Here is a 21000-nt window from a genome sequence, read left to right as displayed (position 1 = left end):
TTCGTGCTCCATGCCTGTGGCGGGGATGCGTGTGGATTGCGACGTGCGCGAGGATGGACGCATGCCCAACCGACTTGCACGCGCCACGTCTCCCTATCTCCTCCAGCACTCGGACAACCCGGTGGACTGGTGGCCGTGGGAACCCGCTGCTTTCGAGGAGGCGCGGCGACGTGACGTGCCTATCTTCCTGAGCGTGGGGTATAGCGCTTGCCACTGGTGCCATGTCATGGCGTCCGAATCCTTTGAGGACCAGGCCACCGCGGATTACCTCAACGCCCACTTTGTCTGCGTAAAGGTCGACCGCGAGGAACGTCCCGACGTCGACGCCGTCTACATGGAGGCCGTGCAGGCAGCCACCGGGCAGGGCGGCTGGCCGATGACCGTGTTTCTCACGCCGGAGGCCGAGCCCTTCTACTTCGGCACCTACTTCCCACCCTCCCCCCGCCAGGGCATGCCCTCCTTCCGGCAGGTCCTGGAGGGTGTCCGGCACGCCTGGACCGACCGGCGGGACGAGGTCGCCGAGGTCGCCGGGAAGATCGTGCGGGATCTCTCCGGGCGGGAGATGTCCTACGGCGACGCGCAGGCACCCGGCGAGGAGCAGCTCGCGGCGGCTCTGCTCGGGCTGACGAGGGAGTACGACGCGCAGCGCGGCGGATTCGGCGGGGCGCCGAAGTTCCCGCCGTCCATGGTCCTCGAATTCCTGTTGCGGCATCACGCCCGCACCGGATCCGAAGGCGCGTTGCAGATGGCGCAGGACACCTGTGCGCGCATGGCGTGCGGCGGGATCTATGACCAGCTCGGTGGTGGTTTCGCGCGGTATTCGGTCGACCGAGACTGGACAATTCCGCATTTTGAGAAAATGCTCTACGATAACTCCCTTTTGTGTCGAACCTACGCCCATCTCTGGCGAACAACCGGCTCCGATCTCGCCCGCCGCGTCGCCCTCGACACCGCCGAGTTCATGGTCCGTGAACTGCGCACGAACGAGGGCGGTTTCGCCTCCGCGCTGGACGCCGACAGTGACGACGGGACGGGCAGGCACGTCGAGGGCGCGTACTACGTGTGGACGCCGGAGCAGTTGCGTGAGGTGCTCGGGGAGCAGGACGCCGAGGTCGCGGCGCAGTACTTCGGTGTGACCGAGGAGGGCACTTTCGAGCACGGGCAGTCCGTTCTGCAACTTCCGCAGCAGGACACCGTGTTCGACGCCGAGACGATCGAGTCGATCAGGCGGCGGCTCCTCGACGCGCGTGCGGAGCGCCCCGCGCCCGGCCGGGACGACAAGGTCGTCGCCGCGTGGAACGGGCTCGCGATCGCCGCGCTCGCCGAGACCGGCGCCTACTTCGACCGGCCCGACCTGGTCGAGGCCGCCGTATCGGCCGCTGATCTTCTCGTGCGGGTGCATCTGGACGAGCAGGCCCGGCTGTCCCGTACCAGCAAGGACGGTCAGGTCGGTGCCAACGCCGGTGTGCTGGAGGACTACGCCGATGTCGCCGAGGGTTTCCTCGCGCTGGCGTCCGTGACCGGGGAGGGGGTCTGGCTCGACTTCGCCGGGTTCCTGCTCGACCATGTGCTGACGCGGTTCACCGGGTCCGAGGGCGGGCTGTTCGACACGGCCGCCGACGCCGAGCGGCTGATTCGCCGGCCGCAGGATCCGACCGACAACGCGGTGCCCTCCGGGTGGACGGCCGCGGCGGGGGCGCTGTTGTCCTACGCCGCGCAGACCGGGTCCGAGCCCCATCGCACGGCCGCGGAGCAGGCGCTCGGCGTGGTGAAGGCGCTCGGGCCCCGGGTGCCGCGGTTCGTCGGATGGGGACTCGCGGTGGCGGAGGCACACCTCGACGGGCCGAAGGAGGTCGCGGTCGTGGGACCCGCGCTGACCGACGACGCCACAAGGGCCCTGCACCGTACGGCACTTCTGGGGACCGCTCCCGGCGCCGTGGTCGCGGTGGGCACTCCGGACAGTGACGAACTCCCGCTGCTCGCCGACCGTATCCTCGTCGACGGCGAGCCCACCGCCTACGTCTGCCGGCACTTCACCTGTCAGGCGCCTACGACCGACGCGGAGGCGTTGCGGATGGCGTTGGGCGGTTGACCTCCGCCAGGGCGTTCGCCACGATCGCCTCCAGCTGTTCGTGGTGTGCGCCCTTCCAGTAGGCGCGGCCGCACTCCTGGCATTGTGCGAAGACGTCGTACGAGCGTTCCGTCCCGCCCTCCAGCCGGTCCGCCACCTGCTCCTTGGTGGCCCCGCGCAGCAGGCCGTTGCAGGCTGTGCAGCGGGTCCAGGGGCGTAGTTCGGGGCGGAAGCGGTCCAGGATGTCGCGGAGTTGGTCCTCGGGGCGGGTGCTGTAGACGAAGGCGCCCGCCCAGAGTTCCCTGCGGTGCAGAAGGCCCCGGTCGCGGCTGAGCATGACGCGTTTCTCGGTCGCGGAGCGGGTGGCGAGGGCCGGGTCGCCGATGTCCGTGGACTCGTACGCCGTGTCCACGCCGAGCAGGCGCAGGCGGCGGGCGAGGGTGCCGAGGTGGACGTCGAGGAGGAAGCGCAGGGGAGCGCCGGGGATGTGCTGGGGGCGGGAGACGGGCGTGATCTCCACGGAGTCGCCCGCGGCGGGGACGTAGGACCTCGGGACCTCGCGGCCGTTCACCCGCAGGGCCCCGACCTCGGTGAGCGGGACGCCGGTGGACTCGACGACGTGGCCGAGGGAGGAGACGCCGTCGGTGGTGAGGGCGGTGGGCCCCCGGCGGCGGCCGCTCGCGACGAACATGGCCAGGTCGGGGGCGAACTCGACGTGGATCTCGGGACCGTTCACCTGGTCAGGATGCCATGGGAGGGGAGAGCGGATTCAGCGCTTTTTCGTCGGCAGGCCCTGGTCCAGGACGTCCAGGGCCTGGTCCAGGAGGTCGCGCATGTCGCCCTGGAAGTCGTTCTCCGCCCAGTACATGGAGACTTCCATGAGGCCGCCGATGAGGGACATCGCGAAGACGCGGACCTGGAGGCTGTCCGCGGGCAGTCCTGAGCGTTCGGCGAGGGCCTCGCAGAGCATGCGCCCGGTCTCCGACATGCTCTCGAGCATCCGGGCGCGGACGGCGGGGACCTGGACCCCGAGCTGGGCCCGGACGCGGATCGCCTCGGGGTCCTGTGCCGTGGTGCCGTCGAGGGCCAGGCGCATCACGTGCCGTACCGAGTCGATCCACGGCTCGTCGGCGGGCCGGGCGCGCAGTTCCTCGACCATCAGAGGGTCGTACTCGTCCGTGAGGACGATGTCCTCCTTGGTCGGGAAGTAGCGGAAGACGGTCGACGGTGACACCTCGGCGCGCTCGGCGATCTGCTCGACGGTCGTGGCGTCGTAGCCCTGTTCCTTGATGAGCGCGTAGGTCGCGGTGCGGATCGCCTCGCGGGTCTTGATCTTCTTGCGCTCTCGAAGGCCCAGTTGGGGGCGGTCGGCGGGGGAGAGGGGGGAGCGTGCGGCCGTCATGTGGTTCATTGTCGGGCATCCGCCTCCTCGGCGGCCAAGTCCGGGGCTGTGGAGGTCTCGGCGGGACGGGGTGTGCCCGGCAGGAAGGCGGCGGCGAGCAGCGCGGCGACGAGGGCCGCGATCCCGCAGACCAGTAGGACGACGCCCATGCCGTGGACGTACGCGCTGTTCGCGGAGGCCAGCAGGTCGGCGGAGCCGGTGCGCCGGGCGACCAGGTGCGCGGCGACCACGGACTCCCCGGCGGTGTCGGCGGCCCCGGCGGGCAGCCCGGTGACGTCGAGGCGGTCCCGGAAGGTGCTGGAGAGCAGGCTGCCGAGCAGGGCGATGCCGATCGCGCCGCCGACCTGGCGCATGGTCATCAGGAGTCCGGAGCCGCTGCCGGCGCGGTCGCGGGGCAGGGCGCTGAGGCCGCCGTTCATGGCGGGGATGAGCGAGAGGCCGAAGCCGAAGCCGGTGAGGGAGAGCCACAGCGCGACGAATCCGTAGCCGGAGTCCACTGTCGTACGGCTGCCCAGGAGCCCGGCGAAGGCCAGCACCACCAGACCGGCGCTCACCGCGGCGCGCGCGCCGAAGCGGGCGACGACCTGGGGGGCGAGGCGGGAGGCGACCAGCAGTCCGCCCATCATCGGCAGCAGCCGGACGCCGGTGCCCAGGGCGTCGTGGCCGAGGACGGCCTGGAGGAAGGGCGGCAGCACGAACAGCAGGCCGGACAGGATGAAGTTCACCAGGGTCGCGGCGACGGTGTTGAAGAGGAAGCCGCGGTGGGTTAGCAGGGTCATGTCGAGCATGGGGCGCGGGACCCGGCGTTCGCGCAGCACCAGCCCGGCGATCAGCAGGACGGACGCCGTGATCATGCCCAGTACCAGCGGGTCGCCCCAGCCGCGGGTGGGTGCCTCGATGATCGCGTAGACCAGGGCGCCGAGGCCGGTGACGGTGAGTGCGGCGGAGAGGGCGTCGACCTTGGGTGAGGAGGGGTCGCGGGTCTCGGGGAGCAGGAAGACGCAGGCGGCGATGCCGATCGCGGCCATCGGGACGTTGACCAGGAAGACCGAGCCCCACCAGAAGTGGTTCAGCAGCCAGCCGCCGATGATCGGGCCGAGCGGCAGGCCGAGCGCGGAGGCGGCGGAGACGATGCCGACAGCCTTGGTGCGCTCGTCGGGGGCGAAGAGCGTGGGGAGCACGGAGAGGGCGAGCGGGGTGACCAGGGCGCCGCCGACGCCCATCACCGCACGGGCGGCGATCACCGCGTTGACATCGCCCGCCAGCGCGCCGACCAGTGATCCGGCGAGGAAGATCGCGAGGCCGGTGATCAGCATCCGGCGCCGGCCGAACCGGTCGCCGAGCAGTCCGGCGGGGAGCATCAGGGCTGCGAAGACGACGACGTACGCGTCGGCCATCCACTGCTGTGCGCCGGTGCCGGCGTCGAGGTCGGCGGCCATGGTCGGCAGCGCCACGTTGAGGATCGTCAGGTCGAAGCCGAGCGTCAGCATGCTCGCGACGAGGGCGGCCAGGGCCCACCAGCGGCGGGGGTCGGGAGTGATAGTTTCCATGAAATGATAGTAGCTCTCAAAAGCTAGGAACTGTCAATCGGTTTGGCCATGCAAAAAGGGCCACGGCTCGGAAGCCGTGGCCCTCGAAAGGCGTGGAACGGTCTACGTGTGCTGGTACGCCACCAGCGAGATGCCGACGTAGTGGACGGCGAAGGCGGCCACCGTGAGGGAGTGGAACACCTCGTGGAAGCCGAACCAGCGCGGTGACGGGTTCGGCCGCTTGAGACCGTAGATCACACCGCCCGCGCTGTAGAGCAGGCCGCCGATGACGACCAGGACCAGGACCGCGACACCGCCGGCGCGCATGAAGTCGGGCAGGAAGAAGACGGCGGCCCAGCCCATCGCGATGTAGCAGGGGGTGTAGAGCCAGCGTGGGGCGCCGACCCAGAAGACCCGGAACAGGATGCCGGCCACCGCTGCGCCCCAGATGCCCCACAGGAGCCACCGGCCCTTGCTGCCCGGCAGGAGCAGCATGGTCAGCGGGGTGTAGGTGCCCGCGATGATCAGGAAGATGTTGGCGTGATCCAGCCGCCGCAGTACGCCGTCCATGCGGGGGGTCCAGGTGCCCCGGTGGTACAGGGCGCTGACGCCGAACAGCAGGCAGGCGGTCAGGGCGAAGATCCCGCAGGCGATCCGGCCTCTGGTGGAGTCCGCGAGGGCGGTCAGTACCAGCCCCGCGATCAGTGCGGCCGGGAACATGCCGAGATGCAGCCAACCGCGCAGCTTCGGCTTGATGGGCTCGGCCAGCTGCTGGGCGTGCTGCTTGATTTGGTGCGGCAGGGACGGGGCGTCGGCGTCGTGGGCGGGCGGCGTCATGACCGGCATCGTACCTACGGGACCGTAAGTTACGCATGAGTAGAGCGCGCGGAACGGTCAAGAGTGGCCATCCTCTCACGGGAGTTGACCAGTAAAGAGACGGTTGGCTGAACGCTAAGTGCACGCAAATAAACGCGCTGTGCACAAAGGGAGCGTGGCGATCCTCACTCCGCTCACCTGTGATGCCCTCTGGACAGATGGGCGCATCAGTCGGATGATCAAATGAGTGCGGTCGACACCGGATGAGCGCCAAGGTCACCACCAAACGGCACAAGAAGCATCCGGGTCGCAGCCCCCACGGGGCCTCCAAACAAAAAATCCCTCATCTAGGAGCAATCGTGGCGCGCGACATCGCGGCTCCCCCCGTCATCCCCACCCAGCACAAGGAACTGATCTCGTGGGTGAACGAGATCGCCGAACTGACCGAGCCGGACAGCGTGGTCTGGTGTGACGGATCCGAAGCGGAGTACGAGCGCCTGTGCGAGGAGCTCGTGGCGAAGGGCACCTTCAAGAAGCTCGACCCGATCAAGCGCCCCAACTCCTACTACGCGGCCTCCGACCCGACCGACGTCGCGCGCGTCGAGGACCGCACCTTCATCTGCTCGGAGAAGGAGGAGGACGCGGGGCCGACGAACCACTGGAAGGCACCGGGGGAGATGCGGGACATCTTCGCCGGCGAGAAGGGCGTCTTCCGCGGTTCGATGAAGGGCCGGACGATGTACGTCGTCCCCTTCTGCATGGGCCCCCTCGGCTCGGACCTCTCCGCGATCGGCGTCGAGATCACCGACTCCGCCTATGTCGCGGTCTCCATGCGCACGATGACCCGCATGGGACAGCCGGTCCTCGACGAACTCGGCTCCGACGGCTTCTTCGTGAAGGCCGTGCACACCCTCGGCGCCCCCCTCGCCGAGGGCGAGACGGACGTCCCGTGGCCGTGCAACTCCACCAAGTACATCTCGCACTTCCCGGAGTCCCGCGAGATCTGGTCCTACGGTTCGGGCTACGGCGGCAACGCCCTGCTCGGCAAGAAGTGCTACGCCCTGCGCATCGCCTCCGTCATGGCGCGTGACGAGGGCTGGCTCGCCGAGCACATGCTCATCCTCAAACTCACCCCGCCGCAGGGGGAGTCCAAGTACGTCGCCGCCGCCTTCCCGAGCGCCTGCGGCAAGACCAACCTCGCCATGCTGGAGCCCACCATCTCCGGCTGGACCGTCGAGACGATCGGCGACGACATCGCCTGGATGCGCTTCGGCGAGGACGGCCGCCTCTACGCGATCAACCCCGAGGCCGGCTTCTTCGGCGTCGCGCCCGGCACCGGTGAGCACACCAACGCCAACGCGATGAAGACGCTGTGGGGCAACTCCGTCTTCACCAACGTCGCCCTCACCGACGACAACGACATCTGGTGGGAGGGCATGACGGAGGAGACCCCGGCGCACCTCACCGACTGGAAGGGCAACGACTGGACCCCGGAATCCGGGGTCCCGGCCGCCCACCCCAACGCCCGCTTCACCACCCCCGCCGCCCAGTGCCCGATCATCGCGCCCGAGTGGGAGGACCCCAAGGGCGTGCCGATCTCGGCGATCCTCTTCGGCGGGCGGCGCGCGAGCGCGGTCCCGCTGGTGACGGAGTCCTTCGACTGGAACCACGGCGTCTTCCTCGGCGCCAACGTGGCCTCCGAGAAGACCGCCGCCGCCGAGGGAAAGGTCGGCGAGCTGCGCCGCGACCCCTTCGCCATGCTGCCGTTCTGCGGCTACAACATGGGCGACTACATGGGGCACTGGGTCGACGTGGCCAAGGACAAGGACCAGTCGAAGCTGCCGAAGATCTACTACGTCAACTGGTTCCGCAAGAACGACGACGGCAAGTTCGTCTGGCCCGGCTTCGGCGAGAACAGCCGCGTCCTGAAGTGGATCGTGGAGCGGCTGGAGGGCAAGGCCGACGGCGTCGAGACCCCGATCGGCGTCCTGCCGACCAGGGACGCGCTGGACACCAAGGGCCTCGACCTGGCCGAGTCCGACCTGGAGTTCCTGCTCACGGTGGACAAGGAGGTGTGGCGGGAGGAGGCATCCCTGATCCCCGAGCACCTCAACACCTTCGGCGACCACACGCCGAAGGAGCTGTGGGACGAGTACCACGCGCTGGTGCAGCGCCTGGGCTGAGTCCCCCCGAGAACCCCCGTGGCCGGCCCCGATGGGAGCCCTGACCCGTGATCGTCACGGGCCGGCCGCGGGAGGCGGCACGAGGGCAGGTCCGCAAGGACAGGCCCTGAGTCACGAACCGGCCCCGCACAACGGCGTGCGGGGCGTGCTGCCCTCAGTGCGAGACCCTCGGTCACGCACTGACCCCGTTGTGCCCGCCCCGGTCCTCCAGATACCGGGTGTGGGTCTCCTGGCGGCGGGCCTCCGTGTCCCGGAGTGCCGCCGCCAGCTGCTGCGCCTCCTGCTTCATGAGACCCAGCTGCTGTTCCAGGTGGAGTTCGGGGGACTCCGTGCCCGGTGTCATCCGCGTCCACCACCGGGTGCGTACGAAGCTGTCGACGGCCTCGGGCAGGTCGCGCCGGACGATCCGGGACAGCGAGTGCACGCCCTCCGGGTCATGGGCCAGCAGCTCCTTGCTCCAGCCCTCGTCGAGCAGCGCGGTCAGCAGCTCGGTGAGTTCCCGCAGCCGGGCCGCCGCCGTGACGGACAGGTCGATGTCCGTCAGATAGGCGCGGACCTTCTCGAAGTCCCCCCGCACCTCGTCCAGTTGGGCCGACGGGTCCGGGAGGTCCGGCGGTGCGGGGCGCTCCGGCGGGGCGATCAGCGCGCCCGCGCCGTACAGCCCCGCCACGACCACCGGCCAGTACGGGCCGGCCACCCCCGCGAAGGTCAGCACCAGACCGACCAGACCGCACGCGCTTCCCGCGATGTTCTTGCGGGACTCCAGATACCTACTGATAGCCACGGATCTCCTCGAAGGCGCCGTCCAGCGAGCCCTGTTGGGCGTCGAAGAGGCGGCCGCCGGTCAGATCGGCGATATGGGCCAGTTCGGAGCGGTCGGAGTCGCCGAAGAGGATGGGGAAGACGGGGATGTCGCGAGCCTCCCGGCCGAGCCCGGCGTAGAAGGTGTCGAAGTCCCTCGCCTTCGCCCCTGCCGTGTTCTCGCCGTCCGTCATCAGCACGATCGACGTGAACGTGTCGCGGCCGGCGCCGAGATGGCCGTACGCCTTCTCCAGCGAGGTGTAGATCGCGGTGTCCCCGTCGGCGGAGAGCGCCGAGGTGTCCTCGCGGATCGCGTCGAGGCCCGTCTGCGGATCCGAGGGCTCGACCACATGGGTCCGCACGCTCTTCACCTGTGAGCCGAACGGCATCAGCGTGACCTCCTCGCGTTCGCGGAAGTCACCGGTGAGGTCGGTGAGGGCCGTCTTGAGGCGGTCCAGGCGGTCGCCCTCCATCGAGCCCGAGGTGTCCAGGACGTACACGGTCCTCGACGGGCGGCGCAGCTCGTTCTCGTAGGAGTCGAGCAGGCCGTCGGCGACGGGACGGGTGCCCGGGAAGGGCAGTTCGCGTCGGCGGGTGGTGTCCAGACCGCTAGCCGGAGGGACCGAGGCGACGACCGGGCGGCGGTGGGTGCGCGCGGTGATCTCCCGCTGGATCTTCTCGGTGCGCAGGTCCTCCGTCAGCCGGCGGACGTCCTCGCGGGTCCGTGTGTTCGTGGACTTGAGCGTGGTGAGCGGGTAGTCGGCGGTGATCACGCCGTCGCGGGGGCGGATCACGGTCAGTCCCGGGATGCCCTTGAGGACGGACTCGTAGTTGAGCAGGGCGTCGACGTCGCCGCGCCGGTCGTACGTCGCGGCCAGCCAGCCCGAGGAACCCGAGGTCAGCTTCTGGCCCTTGAAGAACTCCTTCAGCCGGGGCGTGGCCTTGGTGACGTCCGCGTCGGTGAGCGCCGACTGGGCGCCGGAGAGGGCGGAGGCCACCGAAACCAGTGTGGAGAAGCCGGAGTTGGAGCGGGCCGGGTCGGTCATGCCGTACGTCAGCTTTCCGTCCTGGACGGCCTGCTCGACCTGGGACCAGGTGACGTCATCGGGCTTCCAGCCGAGCGCCTTCACCTTCGCCGACTTCACGCCGATCGCGACCGGGCTCGACATGACGGGCGTCTCGGAGACCACCTTCGCGGCCGCGTCGGGGTGCAGCCGGAGATAGTCGTTCGACGACAGCCACAGGGCGTCGTACCGTCCGTCGGTCGTGCCCTTCGCCAGCATGTCCACGGCGTCCAGGGTGCCGATGTACGTCGGCCGGACCTTGATGCCGGTGTCCTTCTCGACCTGGTCGAGCACCGGCGTCATGTCGCTGAGCTCGCTGGAGGCCAGGACGCGCAGGGTGCCCGGCTCGGCGGGCCCGGGGACGCCGGGCGTCGAAAGGCCGCTGATCCCGTCCTTCTGTGCCGTACAGGCGGTGAGCAGGCCGAGCGCCGCGAGGCAGACGGCCAGTGCGTGTCGTCTCATCCGAGGCCCCCCTCCAGCGCGCCCTGCGACCGGCTGCGCTCCAGGTACCCGCTCGCCTGCTGGAGTTCGGAGGTCAGTGACTCCACGGTCGCCGCCATCACCTCGGTCGCCTGGACCTTGTACGTGTCGATCGCGTCGAGGGTCCGGTAGATCTGCTGGAAGGCGGAGCGCAGTGTCTCGGCGCCGACCGCCGGGTCGGCCGCGATGCGCTGGATCTCCCCGCTCTGGGTCGCGAGCATCTCGGCGTTGCCCCGGATCAGGTCCTCGGTGGTCCCGCGCAGGGCGTTGACCTGCTCGACGACCTTCTTCTGGTTGTCGAGCGCGGATGCCAGCATCACGGAGATGCGCAGCGCCGACACGGTGGTCGTGGCCGCCCGGTCGACGCCCTTGATCAGCTCCTCGTTGTTGCGCCGAACGACGTCCATGGCGAGGTAGCCCTGCGCGCAGACGGCGAGCTGGGTCAGCAGGTCCTGGTGCTTCTGCCGGACGGGGAAGAGGACGTCGGCGCGGAGCGAGTCGGCCGCCTCCGGATCTTCTACGGCGGTGATGTGCCGCTCGACGGCCGTGTCCAGGGCCTCGGTCAGCACGACGTACTCCTGGAGCTTGCCCATGGTCTCCCACAGGCGGACCCGCTCGGTCTGCAACGCGGCGTTGTCCCGGCGCAGTTCGTCCTGGCCGCCGCGCAGCGAGCCCACGATCTTGTTCAAGGTCCCTTGTGCGGAGGCGTACTTGGCCATGTGATCGCGCAGCCTGTTGCCGCCGGGGAGCCGGGACAGGAACCTGCGGCCCTTGGCGGCGGACAGGTCCCGGGGGTCCAGGTCCTCGACCACGCGCCGCAGTTCGACGAGCGAGCCCGCGACCAGGGACTGGGCGTCCCCGCCCTTGTCCGGCAGGCTGCGCACGGTCCGCTCCAGCATCCGGTTGGACTGCGCGGCGGCGCTGCGCATCTCGCCGGCACCGAGCCCGGTGATCTCACCGACCTTGCCGGCGAACTCGGGCGAGCGGGCGTCGAGGGTCGCGAGCCCCTCGACGTACGCGGAGGCCTTCTTGGCCATGTCCGTGCGCACGGAGTCGTCGACGGGGACGAGCCCGCCGGCCTTCTCGCGGGGCACGGGTGCGACGGCCTCGGGAGGCGTCAGGACGAAGGTGTCGTCGTTGATGGATGTCATGGCTGGTGTCCCCCGTTATCCGCGCGCCCGTCGCGCCAGCTCGTGCAGCACCGCGGAGGTGGGCACGGGCGCCTGGCGGACGCCGGTCAGTTCCTGCTTGAGATAGGTGGCGGCCGAGGCGAACTCGGTGGCCTCGCCCTGCGGCCGGAACCCGTGCCGGACCTCCAGCTCCCGCAACCGCCGGTCGGTGGCGAGGAGCCCGGCGAGGGCCTGGCCGTTCTCGGTCAGCGGTACGACCGTGTGGTCGCTGTTGACCGTGGTGTCCGGGTAGAGGACGACCAGGTCGTCGGGGTGCTGCCCGTCCGCCAGGAGCGAGGCGACCTGGGACTCGTAGACCAGCACGAGCGGATTGCCGGCGCCGCTGACGAAGTCCCGGAAGGCCGCGTCCGTGCTGGACTGCTGGGCGCCCTGCACACTGACGAGCTTGTGCAGCAGGGGAGCAGTCTTCTTGACCTCCGCCTCGCTCGCGACGACCTTGCCGCCGTTGGCCACACAGGAGGCGGCGGCGAGGTAGAGGGCGCCGGAGTTGGAGGTCTCCGGGTCGGTGCTGGAGAGGTAGAGGGTGCCGGTGAGCTCCCCGTACTTGTCCGCCCCCTTCAGTTGCTGCCAGGTGCGGTCCTTGCGGGCCGCGTCGAGGTAGGCGGCCATCTTGAGGGTGCCGCGGTGCTCCGCGTCCAGCGTGGCCAGGCCGTTGCCCGCGAGGACCTCGGCGGCGCTCTTGTGCGCCACGACGACCAGGGGCGAGTAGAAGGGGCGGGGGAGGGTCCCCCGTACCTTGTACTTCGCGGCGAGCTCGGTGGCCGGGGCCTGGCTGGACGGGAAGGCGAAGTCGTACCCGTCGAGGTCGAGGCCCTCCATGGCCCAGGACCCGGAGGTCTCGGCCGTCACGGTGTAGCCCTTGGCGGCGAGGGCCTTCACCACGTCGGGATCGGCGAAGAACTCGGCCTTCTCCGATCCGATCACTCCCTGCACGGTCTTCGTTGCCGTGCCCTTGTCGTCCGCTTCCCGGCCTGCCACGACGGCTGCCACCACGCCGCCGATCAGCAGGACCGCGAGGACGATCCCTGCGATTCGTCTCACATGGGGAGCCTGCTCGCGGAACCCAACATTCCCCGGCGAACAGGATGAACGGAAGGTGTACCACCGGTCCCGACTCGACACGGGCGCGCATTCCAGGGCCGCGCGGAACAACCTGCACAGGCTGAGCGGAAGGTGCAGCACCGGTCCCGACTCGACACGGGTGCGCATTCCAGGGGCGCGGGGAACGGCGCGCCAAGCCACGACGAAACCTGCACCCGCGAGCCGACAGGCCCCTCCCACGGCGAAGAGGGTCGACGGAAGGTGCAGCACCGGGCCCCGACTCGACACGGCCAGTGAATGCGCCCCTCAGGGGCGCGGGGAACGGCGCGCCAAGCCACGACGAAACCCGCACCCGCGAGCCGACAGGCACCCCGACGGCGAACAGGCTGAGCGGAAGGTGCAGCACCGGGCCCCGACTCGACACGGCCAGTGAATGCGCCCCTCAGGGGCGCGGGGAACGGCGCGCCAAGCCACGACACACCCGCAGCCGCGACACGACGGGCACACTTACGGCGAACAGGCGCCCTGCTCAAGCGAACGCAGTGCTATGGCGCCCGGTCCGCACGTCGCTGCGGGAGCGCGCGGACCGGGGCCGTTCAGGGAGCCGTAGGGCTCAGTGGGCGGCGAGTTCGCGGGGCTCCAGGGCCGCCGCGTGGGAGTCCATCCGCTCCGCCGACAGAATCGCCGCCGCCGTGTCCGCCCGGGACGCCGCCACGAGCAGGGCACGGCCCGCCACGGCGTGGGCGCGGCGGTGCAGGGCGTCCAGGCTCGACGTGGCCGCGGTCAGCGACGCGCGGGCAGGCACACCTCCGCCCCGCAGCCGGGTCACCTGCTCGGCGAGCCGCTCGGCCGCGGCGTCCAGGTCCGCGGACGGCGCCACCGCCCGCAGCTCGTCCGTGACGGCGAGCAGCGCCGCGAGATGTCCCGCCAGCTGGATGTCCAGCTCTTCCTCGCGGGAGCGGTGGGGGAAGTCGGAAGGGGCGTCGGCCATCGTGCTGTGGACCGACTTGGTACGGATCGGTTCGTACATGGGATGGCCTCCTGATGCTGTCAGGAAACCATCCTAGCTTGGATCCTGTCTAAAGTTGGCCGTACCCATCCAGGAAGTTCGCGATCCGCCCCACCGCGTCCCGCAGGTCCCCGACCGCCGGCAGGGTGACCACCCGGAAGTGGTCGGGCTCGGGCCAGTTGAAGCCGGTGCCCTGGACGACCATGATCTTCTCCTGGCGCAGCAGGTCCAGGACCATCCGCCGGTCGTCCTTGATCTTGAAGACGTCGGGGTCGAGCCGCGGGAAGAGATACAGCGCCCCCTTCGGCTTCACACAGCTCACGCCGGGGATCTGCGTGAGCAGCTCGTACGCCACGTCCCGCTGCTCGACGAGCCGCCCGCCCGGCAGCACCAGGTCCTTGATCGACTGCCGCCCGCTGAGCGCGGCGACCACCCCGTGCTGTCCCGGCATGTTCGCGCACAGGCGCATGTTGGCCAGGATGGTCAGGCCCTCGATGTAGGAGTCGGCGTGCGCGCGGGGCCCGGAGATCGACATCCAGCCCACCCGGTAGCCCGCCACCCGGTACGCCTTGGACATGCCGTTGAAGGTGAGGGTCAGCAGGTCGGGGGCGATCGCGGCGGTCGGGGTGTGCGTGGCACCGTCGTAGAGGATCTTGTCGTAGATCTCGTCCGAGCAGACCAGCAGGTTGTGCCGGCGGGCGATGTCGGTCAGGCCCTTGAGCACGGTCTCGTCGTAGACCGCGCCCGTGGGGTTGTTGGGGTTGATGATGACGATCGCCTTGGTGCGGTCGGTGACCTTCCGCTCCACGTCCGCGAGGTCGGGCATCCAGTCCGCCTGCTCGTCGCAGCGGTAGTGGACGGCCGTACCGCCGGACAGCGACACGGCGGCCGTCCACAGCGGGTAGTCGGGCGCGGGTACGAGGACCTCGTCGCCGTCGTCGAGCAGACCCTGCATCGCCATCACGATCAGCTCGGAGACGCCGTTGCCGATGAAGACGTGCTCGACGTCGGTCTCGATGCCGATGGTCTGGTTGTGCATGACGACGGCCCGGCGCGCGGCCAGCAGGCCCTTCGCGTCGCCGTATCCATGGGCCGTCGACACGTTCCGGAGGACGTCCTCCAGGATCTCGGGCGGTGCCTCGAACCCGAAGGCCGCGGGGTTGCCCGTGTTCAGCTTGAGGATGCGGTGCCCGGCCGCTTCCAGGCGCATCGCCTCCTCGAGAACCGGGCCCCGGATCTCGTAACAGACATTGGCGAGCTTCGTCGACTGGATCACCTGCATGTCTGGGAGCTTACGGCCCGGTAACGCATCGTGGGCCGTGCTTTCCGCCACGTGAGACGCGTCCATTTGGGCTGTTATCGCCGGTAGCTGTCCCACCTGCCACATCCGTCTCTAGAATTCGTCGCCATGTCGAGGCCAGTCGAGTACGAGTCCGGGGCGCCGAACGTCTACCAGCCGCAGCCCGCACCGGCCCCGGCGTACGAGGAGTACACGGATCCGGCAGCGGCGCATGGCTGGCAGAACGTGTACGACGCGACGGCCGAGCTCCCCCGGGTCGAGCCCGCGGCCCCGGAGCCCGGCGACGCGGAGCCGACCGGCCCGCAGCCCGCCGGCCGGGCCGCCCGGCGGCGCGCCGCGCAGGGCAAGGGCCCCTGGCGCTCGCGGCGGGTGGTCGTGGCCGTCGGAGCCGTCGGAGTGGTGTCGGCGGCGGCCCTGATCGCGGGGCTGTCCTCTTCGGGCTCCTCCTCGGGACCCGCGCGGGGCGGCACCCCGTCGGCCTCCGCCGGGACGAGCGACGCCACCGACCCGGCGTCCTCCGCCCGCCCTGCGGTCCCGGGGTCGACGGCCTCCGGTGCCGCCGCGTCCGGCGTGGACACCTCCGCGGATACGTCCGCGGGCCCGGAGACGGGCGGGAGCCCATCGGCGGGGGCCTCCTCCGGAACCCGGCCCACCCTTTCAAGTTCCCCGTCGCCATCCCCCTCGTCGAGCTCTGCCCCCGCCGGCGGCCCGGGCAACTCCAATGGCAAAGGACGCGGACAGGGCAGCACCAAAGGACCCAAGTAGCCGTCCGAATGGGTAAGTTGACCATGCGCGACGGGAAGGCGGGCATGGACTTCGCCCTGTTGAACGACGGGCCGGGCAGCCCGTGAGCCGGCCGCGCTGATGCCGGGCGCGGAGATCGCCATGCCCGGTGAGGAGTTGTACCGGTGCGTCGACGCCGTGCTCCGTTCCGCCCGCCGGGCCTCCCTCCCGGCCGGGCCGAACACGCGGGCTTGACACAGCTTCTTGCCCAATAACCCACCTCTCTTCACAATGTGCATGACAAAATCGCGGGCGGCCGGAAGATTTCCGGCCGCCCAAGTCGCAAGAGGGGACCCCCACATGAGAAAGCCTCTCGTCGCCGCGCTCAGCATCCTGGCCTTCGCCGGGATGAGCACGGCACCCGCGGTCGCGGCCGAACCCACGGCCACGAGCGTGGGCAAGGGCGCCGACACGGACACGGTCACCTCCGTGGTCCACGACGTGGTCACGTCCACCACGGCGAGTCTGTCCCAGCTCACGTCACCGTCGCCCCAGCTGAAGGCCGTCACCCTCGCCGGGACCGTCTCGCTCAGCAACTGTTCCGGCTCGGTCATCCGGTTCCCGAACTCCCTGGACACCGACCCGGCGCTGGTGCTCAGCAACGGGCACTGCCTCACCACCGGCTTCCCGGAGCCCGGCGAGGTGCTCACCAACCAGTCCTCCAGCCGGACCTTCGGACTGCTCAACTCCGCCGGCACCAAGGTCGCCACCCTGCGCGCCAACAAGCTCGCCTACGGGACGATGACCGACACGGACGTGTCGATCTACCAGCTCACCAGCACGTACGCGTCGATCAAGAGCTCGTACGGCATCTCCGCGCTCACCGTGCAGGACACGCACCCGACCGCCGGAACCGCCATCACCGTGGCCTCCGGCTACTGGAAGAGGCTCTACAGCTGCAACATCGACGGGTTCGCGTACCGCCTGAAGGAGGGCGACTGGACCTGGAAGGACTCGGTGCGTTACACCTCCGCCTGCCAGACCATCGGCGGCACCTCGGGCTCGCCCGTCATCGACCAGTCCACCGGCAAGGTCGTCGCCGTCAACAACACCGGCAACGAGGACGGCGAGCGCTGCACGGAGAACAACCCGTGCGAGGTCGACGCGAACGGCAACGTCACCGTCCGCGAGGGCATCAACTACGCCCAGGAGATCTACAACATCCCGGCCTGCTTCACGACGGGCAACCAGCTCAACCTGAACGCGAGCGCGTGCACCCTGCCTAAGCCGTAGCGCTGTGCGGGGCGTTCCGTCGCACGGGACTGTGACGGACCGCCCGGCCTGCCATGACGTCCGTGCGCAGGCCGTTCTCGATCACGAACCGTCCGTCGACCAGGACGTGCGGGATTCCGGTCGGCAGCCGGCGCGGCTCCTCGAACGTCGACCCCGGCGCCACCGTCTCCGGATCGAAGAGGACCAGGTCGGCCCGGTAGCCCTCCCTGACGAGACCGCGGTCCGGCAGGCGCAGCCGGGATGCCGGGCGCGAAGTGAGATGCGCGACGCACTCCTCCAGTGACAGGACGCCCAACTCCCGCACGTAGGTACCCAGGTACCGCGGGAAGGTGCCGTACGCCCGCGGATGCGGCTTGGCGCCCTGCAGGATGCCGTCGGAGCCTCCGGTGTGCACCGGGTGGCGCATGATCGTCCGGACGTTCTCCTCGTGGCCGACGTGCTGGAGGATCGACGGGGCCAGCCGGTCGGCGAGCAGGAGCCGGCGGGCGGTCGTCCAGGGGCTCTCGCCCCGTGAGCGGGCCGACTCCGCGACCGTACGGCCGACGAAATCGGCGAAGGCCGCGTCACCGACGCCCGAGATCTCGATCGTTTCCCACTCGACGGGCACACCGTGGCAGCCGTCGGCGCCGATCTCCTCCAGGTGATGCCGGATCCACTCGGCCGTGTCGTCGTCCGCCAGCCGCTTCAGGACGGCCTCGGGACCGCCCTCGCTCGCCCAGCTCGGCAGCAGGGCCGCGAGGGTCGTGGAGCCGGGGGTGTAGGGGTAGGTGTCCAGGCTGATGTCCGCGCCCGACGCCAGCGCCTCGTCCAGGAGGGCGAGCAGTTCAGGCGCCCGGCCCTTGTTCACGCCGAAGTTCATGGTGGTGTGGGCGAGATGGAGGGAGCAGCCGGCCTCCCGGGTCAGGGCGACCATCTCCTCGTACGCCTCGAGCGCGCCCGCCCCGTACGAGCGGTGGTGCGGGCAGTAGTAGCCGCCGTACTCGGCCACCACCCGGCACAGCTCGGTCAGTTCGGCGTCCTTGGCGTACATGCCCGGGGTGTAGGTCAGGCCTGACGACATGCCGACGGCGCCCTGTTCCATGCCTTCCGCGACGAGCCGGCGCATACGGTCCAGCTCCCGCGCGGTCGCCTCGCGGTCCTCCCAGCCGACGACGAGTGCGCGGAGCGTGCCCTGGGGGATCAGATAGGCCGCGTTGACGGCGATCCCGCGGTCGAGGCGGTCCAGGTACTCGCCGACCGACCGCCAGTCGAAGTCGATGTCGTCGCCGTGGCCGTTCCACCCGGTGATGGCGCGGCGGACCTGCTCCAGGGTGCGGTCGTCGACCGGCGCGTACGACAGCCCGTCCTGGCCCAGCACTTCGAGTGTGACCCCCTGCGCGGCCTTGGCGCTGTGGTCGGGGTCGCGCAGCAGGGCCAGGTCGCTGTGGGCGTGCATGTCGATGAAGCCGGGGGACAGGACGAGGCCTTCGGCGTCCAACTCCCTTCTCGCCGTGGGACGTTGGCAGCCCGCGTCGGCCGCCTCCTTGACGATCGAGACGATCCGGCCGCCGTCGACCACCACGTCGGCGCGGTACGAGGGGGCGCCACTGCCGTCGACGACGTCGGCGTCCCGGATGACGAGCTCTTCCATCGCCGTGCTCCCTTCGTGTCTCAGAAGAACGTGTCTCAGAAGAACGTGCGGATGTATTCCACAACGGTGCCGTCGGCCTGCGCCACGGGGATGAGCTGCCACTTGTCGAAGGACGTGCACGGGTGGGAGAGGCCGAGGCCCAGCCAGTCACCGACCTCCAGGTCGGTCCCGGGAGCCGTGCGCAGCCAGGCGTGCTGGTCGGAGAGGGCGGTCACCTCGATGCCGGTGGCCGGGCGCTCGGTGCCGCCCCGGCGGACCACCTGGGGGAAGGGCAGGTCGAGGTCGTGGGCCGCGTCCCGCTTGCCCGCGTTGGTGAAGGCCTGGTCGGGGGAAGGGCGGGAGACGACCTGCGTCCACAGGCGGAACGCGGGCTCCAGGGCGCCCTCCTCGGGGATCCGGTTGAAGGGGGTCACCTTGCGGTAGTGGCCGTCGTCGTGCGAGACGTAGGCGCCGGAGCGGAGCAACTTCAGGACCGGGCGGGAGAGTTCGGGGATCTCGGCGAAGACGTCGGCGACCGCGTCGAACCAGGCGCTGCCGCCGGCGCTGATCACGATCCCGTCCGGTCTCGCCGCGGTGAACCGTCCCGCCTTGTCGAAGTCGGCGGCCAGGGCGACGAGCCGGCGCAGCCAGGTGTGGACGCGCTCCGGGTCCGCCCCCGGGACCTCGCCCTCGTATCCGGCGACGCCGACGAGCCGTAGCGTCCCGGTGCCCGAGACCGCGTCGGCGACCGCCGCGCACTCCGCCTCCGTGCGGACGCCGGTGCGGGCGCCCTCGCCGGCGGCGAGTTCGACGACGACGTCCACGGGGCGGGCGGCGCCCTGCAGGGCCGCGTCCATCAGCTCGACTCCGCGCACGGAGTCGACGTAGCAGATGAAGCGGAAGTCCTCGTCGCCCGCGAGTTCCCCGGCGATCCACTTCAGCGCCGCCGGGTCCACGAGCTCGTTGGCGAGGAAGATCCGCTCGATGCCGAAGGCGCGGGCGACGCGTACCTGATGGGGGACGGCGAGGGTGATGCCCCAGGCGCCGCGCTCGATCTGGCGCCGGAAGAGCTGGGGGGCCATGGTCGTCTTGCCGTGCGGGGCGAAGGCGAGGCCGTGGCGGGCGGCGTACGTCTCCATGAGCGCGAGGTTGTGCTCCAGGCGCTCGGCGGAGAGGGCCAGCACGGGGGTGGTGAAGCCGTCGGTGAAGAGGTTGCGGCGCTGGGCGGTCAACTCGGCGACGGACAGGCCGTCCGCGTCCGGGGGGAGGCCCTTGAAACGGTGGTCGACGCGGTCCTCTGCGAGGCGGGCGAGGGACACGGGGCCTCCCTGATCAGGTGGGTTGCAGTAACTGCAACGGCCATTGCGTATATCGCTTACTGCTGTCTAACATCCACGCCAATGCCGGGTCAATCAAGGGAGCTACGACCATCGTGAATGCCCCCGACGTCGTGGACGTCGTCGCGCTCGGCGAGTCCATGGTCACGTTCCTGCCCACGCGTGCGGGCCGGCTCGCCGACGTGCCGTCCTTCGACCGGGCGATCGGTGGGGCGGAGTCGAACGTGGCGTGCGGGTTGGCCGCCGCCGGCCACACCGTGCGGTGGGTCAGCCGGGTCGGGTCCGACGGGTTCGGGGATCACCTGGTCGAGACGGTCGCGGGGTACGGGGTCGATGTCTCCGCCGTGCGGCGGGACTCCTCGCGTCCCACGGGGGTGTACTTCCGTACGGCGGGGGACCGGGCGACGGACGCGCATGAGGTCGCGTACTACCGGGCGGGGTCTGCCGCGTCGGCGATGTCGGTGGAGAACGTGGACCTGGCGTCGGTCCGGGCGGCCCGGGTGCTGCATCTGTCGGGGATCACGGCGGCGTTGTCGCAGGGATGTCTGGCGCTGCTGCGTTCGCTGATGGCGCCGGGCGAGGACCGGCCGCTGGTGTCCTTCGACGTCAACCACCGGGCCGGACTGTGGCGGGACGCCGAAGGTCCGCGGGTGTTGCTGGAGTTGGCCCGGGCGGCCGACATCGTGTTCGTGGGGGAGGACGAGGCGGAGGAGGCGTGGGGGATGTCCGGCGGACCGTCGGCGATCCGGGCCGCGCTGCCCGAGCCGGGGGTGCTGGTGGTCAAGCAGGGCGGGACCGGGGCCACGGCGTTCGTGTCGGACGCGGGCCCGTCGGGGCCGGTCGCGCCCCGCGGCGGAGCCGCATACGCACCCAGCTGCCCTGCGGGCGTGCGTGCCGCTGGCGCGGCCCCCACCCCAAAGACAGGCGACACCCCGCAAGCGCGGGAGAGCGACACCCACTCCCGGCCGCAAGGTGCCGGCCCTTCACTCGGTCCCACGCAGCTTGCGGACATGTCAGGCCCTGCGGGAAGCGTCACTTCGCAGGCGAGGGTGGGCGACACCGACCCTCGGCCGCGAGGTGCCGGCCCGGGACCCCGTTCCACGCAGCCTGCGGACGGCTCCGGCCTTGCGGGGAGCGGCACTTCGCAGGCGC

16 protein-coding genes and 1 pseudogene are annotated in these 21000 nt (G+C 70.4%); 5 read left to right on the top strand and 12 right to left on the bottom strand.

What is annotated here, in order from left to right:
- Positions 1-61: 61 nt before the first annotated feature.
- Positions 62-2092: a thioredoxin domain-containing protein gene (locus tag BFN33_RS30715; protein ID WP_069763409.1), complete on the top strand. Its 2031-nt coding sequence runs from the start codon at positions 62-64 to the stop codon at positions 2090-2092.
- Here BFN33_RS30715 and BFN33_RS30710 read toward each other — a convergent pair.
- The 4 genes from BFN33_RS30710 to BFN33_RS30695 form a co-directional block, all read right to left on the bottom strand.
- The gene (locus BFN33_RS30710) at positions 2049-2807 is read right to left on the bottom strand and encodes a Mut7-C RNAse domain-containing protein (protein ID WP_069763408.1); all 759 of its coding nucleotides are present in this window, start codon (positions 2805-2807) and stop codon (positions 2049-2051) included. The two genes, BFN33_RS30715 and BFN33_RS30710, sit on opposite strands and share 44 nt — an antisense overlap.
- Positions 2808-2840: 33 nt before the next feature.
- A complete protein-coding gene (locus BFN33_RS30705) occupies positions 2841-3473 on the bottom strand; it encodes a TetR/AcrR family transcriptional regulator (RefSeq protein ID WP_069763576.1) in 633 nt (210 codons plus the stop codon).
- Between the two features lie 5 nt (positions 3474-3478).
- Entirely contained in the window at positions 3479-5023 is a 1545-nt protein-coding gene (locus BFN33_RS30700) for an MFS transporter (RefSeq protein WP_069763407.1), read from the bottom strand.
- A 102-nt stretch (positions 5024-5125) separates the two neighbouring features.
- The gene (locus BFN33_RS30695; RefSeq protein WP_069763575.1) at positions 5126-5839 is read right to left on the bottom strand and encodes a hemolysin III family protein; all 714 of its coding nucleotides are present in this window, start codon (positions 5837-5839) and stop codon (positions 5126-5128) included.
- A gap of 338 nt (positions 5840-6177) precedes the next feature.
- Here BFN33_RS30695 and BFN33_RS30690 point away from each other — a divergent pair, with 338 nt between their 5' ends.
- The gene (locus BFN33_RS30690; protein ID WP_069763406.1) at positions 6178-8001 is read left to right on the top strand and encodes a phosphoenolpyruvate carboxykinase (GTP); all 1824 of its coding nucleotides are present in this window, start codon (positions 6178-6180) and stop codon (positions 7999-8001) included.
- 172 nt (positions 8002-8173) lie between these two features.
- Here the strand turns inward: BFN33_RS30690 and BFN33_RS30685 are convergent, their stop codons facing one another.
- The 6 genes from BFN33_RS30685 to BFN33_RS30660 form a co-directional block, all read right to left on the bottom strand.
- The gene (locus BFN33_RS30685; RefSeq protein WP_069763405.1) at positions 8174-8785 is read right to left on the bottom strand and encodes a hypothetical protein; all 612 of its coding nucleotides are present in this window, start codon (positions 8783-8785) and stop codon (positions 8174-8176) included.
- Entirely contained in the window at positions 8772-10328 is a 1557-nt protein-coding gene (locus BFN33_RS30680; RefSeq protein WP_069763404.1) for a VWA domain-containing protein, read from the bottom strand. Before BFN33_RS30680 ends, BFN33_RS30685 begins: the two co-directional genes overlap by 14 nt.
- Positions 10325-11497 carry a toxic anion resistance protein gene (locus tag BFN33_RS30675; RefSeq protein ID WP_069763403.1) on the bottom strand — a complete coding sequence of 391 codons (1173 nt, stop codon included), beginning with the start codon at positions 11495-11497 and terminating at the stop codon, positions 10325-10327. The genes BFN33_RS30680 and BFN33_RS30675 overlap by 4 nt, the downstream gene beginning before the upstream one ends.
- Before the next feature lie 15 nt (positions 11498-11512).
- Positions 11513-12577, bottom strand: coding sequence for a substrate-binding domain-containing protein (locus BFN33_RS30670; protein ID WP_069763402.1), 1065 nt, complete (start codon positions 12575-12577; stop codon positions 11513-11515).
- 613 nt (positions 12578-13190) lie between these two features.
- On the bottom strand, positions 13191-13607 hold the full coding sequence (locus tag BFN33_RS30665) for a hypothetical protein (RefSeq protein WP_069763401.1): 417 nt from the start codon (positions 13605-13607) through the stop codon (positions 13191-13193).
- A gap of 49 nt (positions 13608-13656) precedes the next feature.
- Complete coding sequence (locus BFN33_RS30660) at positions 13657-14868, bottom strand: pyridoxal phosphate-dependent aminotransferase (protein ID WP_069763400.1); 1212 nt, start codon at positions 14866-14868, stop codon at positions 13657-13659.
- Positions 14869-14994: 126 nt separating this feature from the next.
- On the opposite strand from BFN33_RS30660, the gene BFN33_RS50335 reads away from it, so the two are divergent.
- On the top strand, positions 14995-15651 hold the full coding sequence (locus tag BFN33_RS50335; protein WP_079141083.1) for a hypothetical protein: 657 nt from the start codon (positions 14995-14997) through the stop codon (positions 15649-15651).
- A 318-nt stretch (positions 15652-15969) separates the two neighbouring features.
- Positions 15970-16902 (top strand): serine protease, encoded by a 933-nt coding sequence (locus BFN33_RS30650; protein WP_069763398.1) that lies wholly within the window; start codon positions 15970-15972, stop codon positions 16900-16902.
- Here BFN33_RS30650 and BFN33_RS30645 read toward each other — a convergent pair.
- Positions 16892-18532, bottom strand: coding sequence for an amidohydrolase family protein (locus BFN33_RS30645; protein ID WP_069763397.1), 1641 nt, complete (start codon positions 18530-18532; stop codon positions 16892-16894). The two genes, BFN33_RS30650 and BFN33_RS30645, sit on opposite strands and share 11 nt — an antisense overlap.
- Before the next feature lie 35 nt (positions 18533-18567).
- Positions 18568-19830 (bottom strand): amino acid deaminase, encoded by a 1263-nt coding sequence (locus tag BFN33_RS30640; RefSeq protein ID WP_069763396.1) that lies wholly within the window; start codon positions 19828-19830, stop codon positions 18568-18570.
- Between the two features lie 158 nt (positions 19831-19988).
- Here BFN33_RS30640 and BFN33_RS30635 point away from each other — a divergent pair.
- Positions 19989-20670, top strand: a pseudogene (locus BFN33_RS30635) (sugar kinase); the annotation flags it as partial.
- Positions 20671-21000 lie beyond the last annotated feature (330 nt).

Source organism: Streptomyces sp. LUP47B, assembly GCF_001746295.1.
GTDB lineage: Bacteria > Actinomycetota > Actinomycetes > Streptomycetales > Streptomycetaceae > Streptomyces.
The sequence above is the reverse complement of the archived record's forward strand: the minus strand, read 5'-3'. Positions and strand labels throughout refer to the sequence as shown.

What these genes read in the sequence shown, in the direction of transcription:
- BFN33_RS50335 (WP_079141083.1), top strand. Translation starts at nt 14,995, where the DNA reads ATGTCGAGGCCAGTCGAGTACGAGTCCGGGGCGCCGAACGTCTACCAG.
- BFN33_RS30665 (WP_069763401.1), bottom strand. Translation starts at nt 13,607, where the DNA reads ATGTACGAACCGATCCGTACCAAGTCGGTCCACAGCACGATGGCCGAC.
- BFN33_RS30715 (WP_069763409.1), top strand. Translation starts at nt 62, where the DNA reads ATGCCCAACCGACTTGCACGCGCCACGTCTCCCTATCTCCTCCAGCAC.
- BFN33_RS30705 (WP_069763576.1), bottom strand. Translation starts at nt 3,473, where the DNA reads ATGACGGCCGCACGCTCCCCCCTCTCCCCCGCCGACCGCCCCCAACTG.
- BFN33_RS30675 (WP_069763403.1), bottom strand. Translation starts at nt 11,497, where the DNA reads ATGACATCCATCAACGACGACACCTTCGTCCTGACGCCTCCCGAGGCC.
- BFN33_RS30680 (WP_069763404.1), bottom strand. Translation starts at nt 10,328, where the DNA reads ATGAGACGACACGCACTGGCCGTCTGCCTCGCGGCGCTCGGCCTGCTC.
- BFN33_RS30650 (WP_069763398.1), top strand. Translation starts at nt 15,970, where the DNA reads ATGAGAAAGCCTCTCGTCGCCGCGCTCAGCATCCTGGCCTTCGCCGGG.
- BFN33_RS30660 (WP_069763400.1), bottom strand. Translation starts at nt 14,868, where the DNA reads ATGCAGGTGATCCAGTCGACGAAGCTCGCCAATGTCTGTTACGAGATC.
- BFN33_RS30645 (WP_069763397.1), bottom strand. Translation starts at nt 18,532, where the DNA reads ATGGAAGAGCTCGTCATCCGGGACGCCGACGTCGTCGACGGCAGTGGC.
- BFN33_RS30695 (WP_069763575.1), bottom strand. Translation starts at nt 5,839, where the DNA reads ATGACGCCGCCCGCCCACGACGCCGACGCCCCGTCCCTGCCGCACCAA.
- BFN33_RS30700 (WP_069763407.1), bottom strand. Translation starts at nt 5,023, where the DNA reads ATGGAAACTATCACTCCCGACCCCCGCCGCTGGTGGGCCCTGGCCGCC.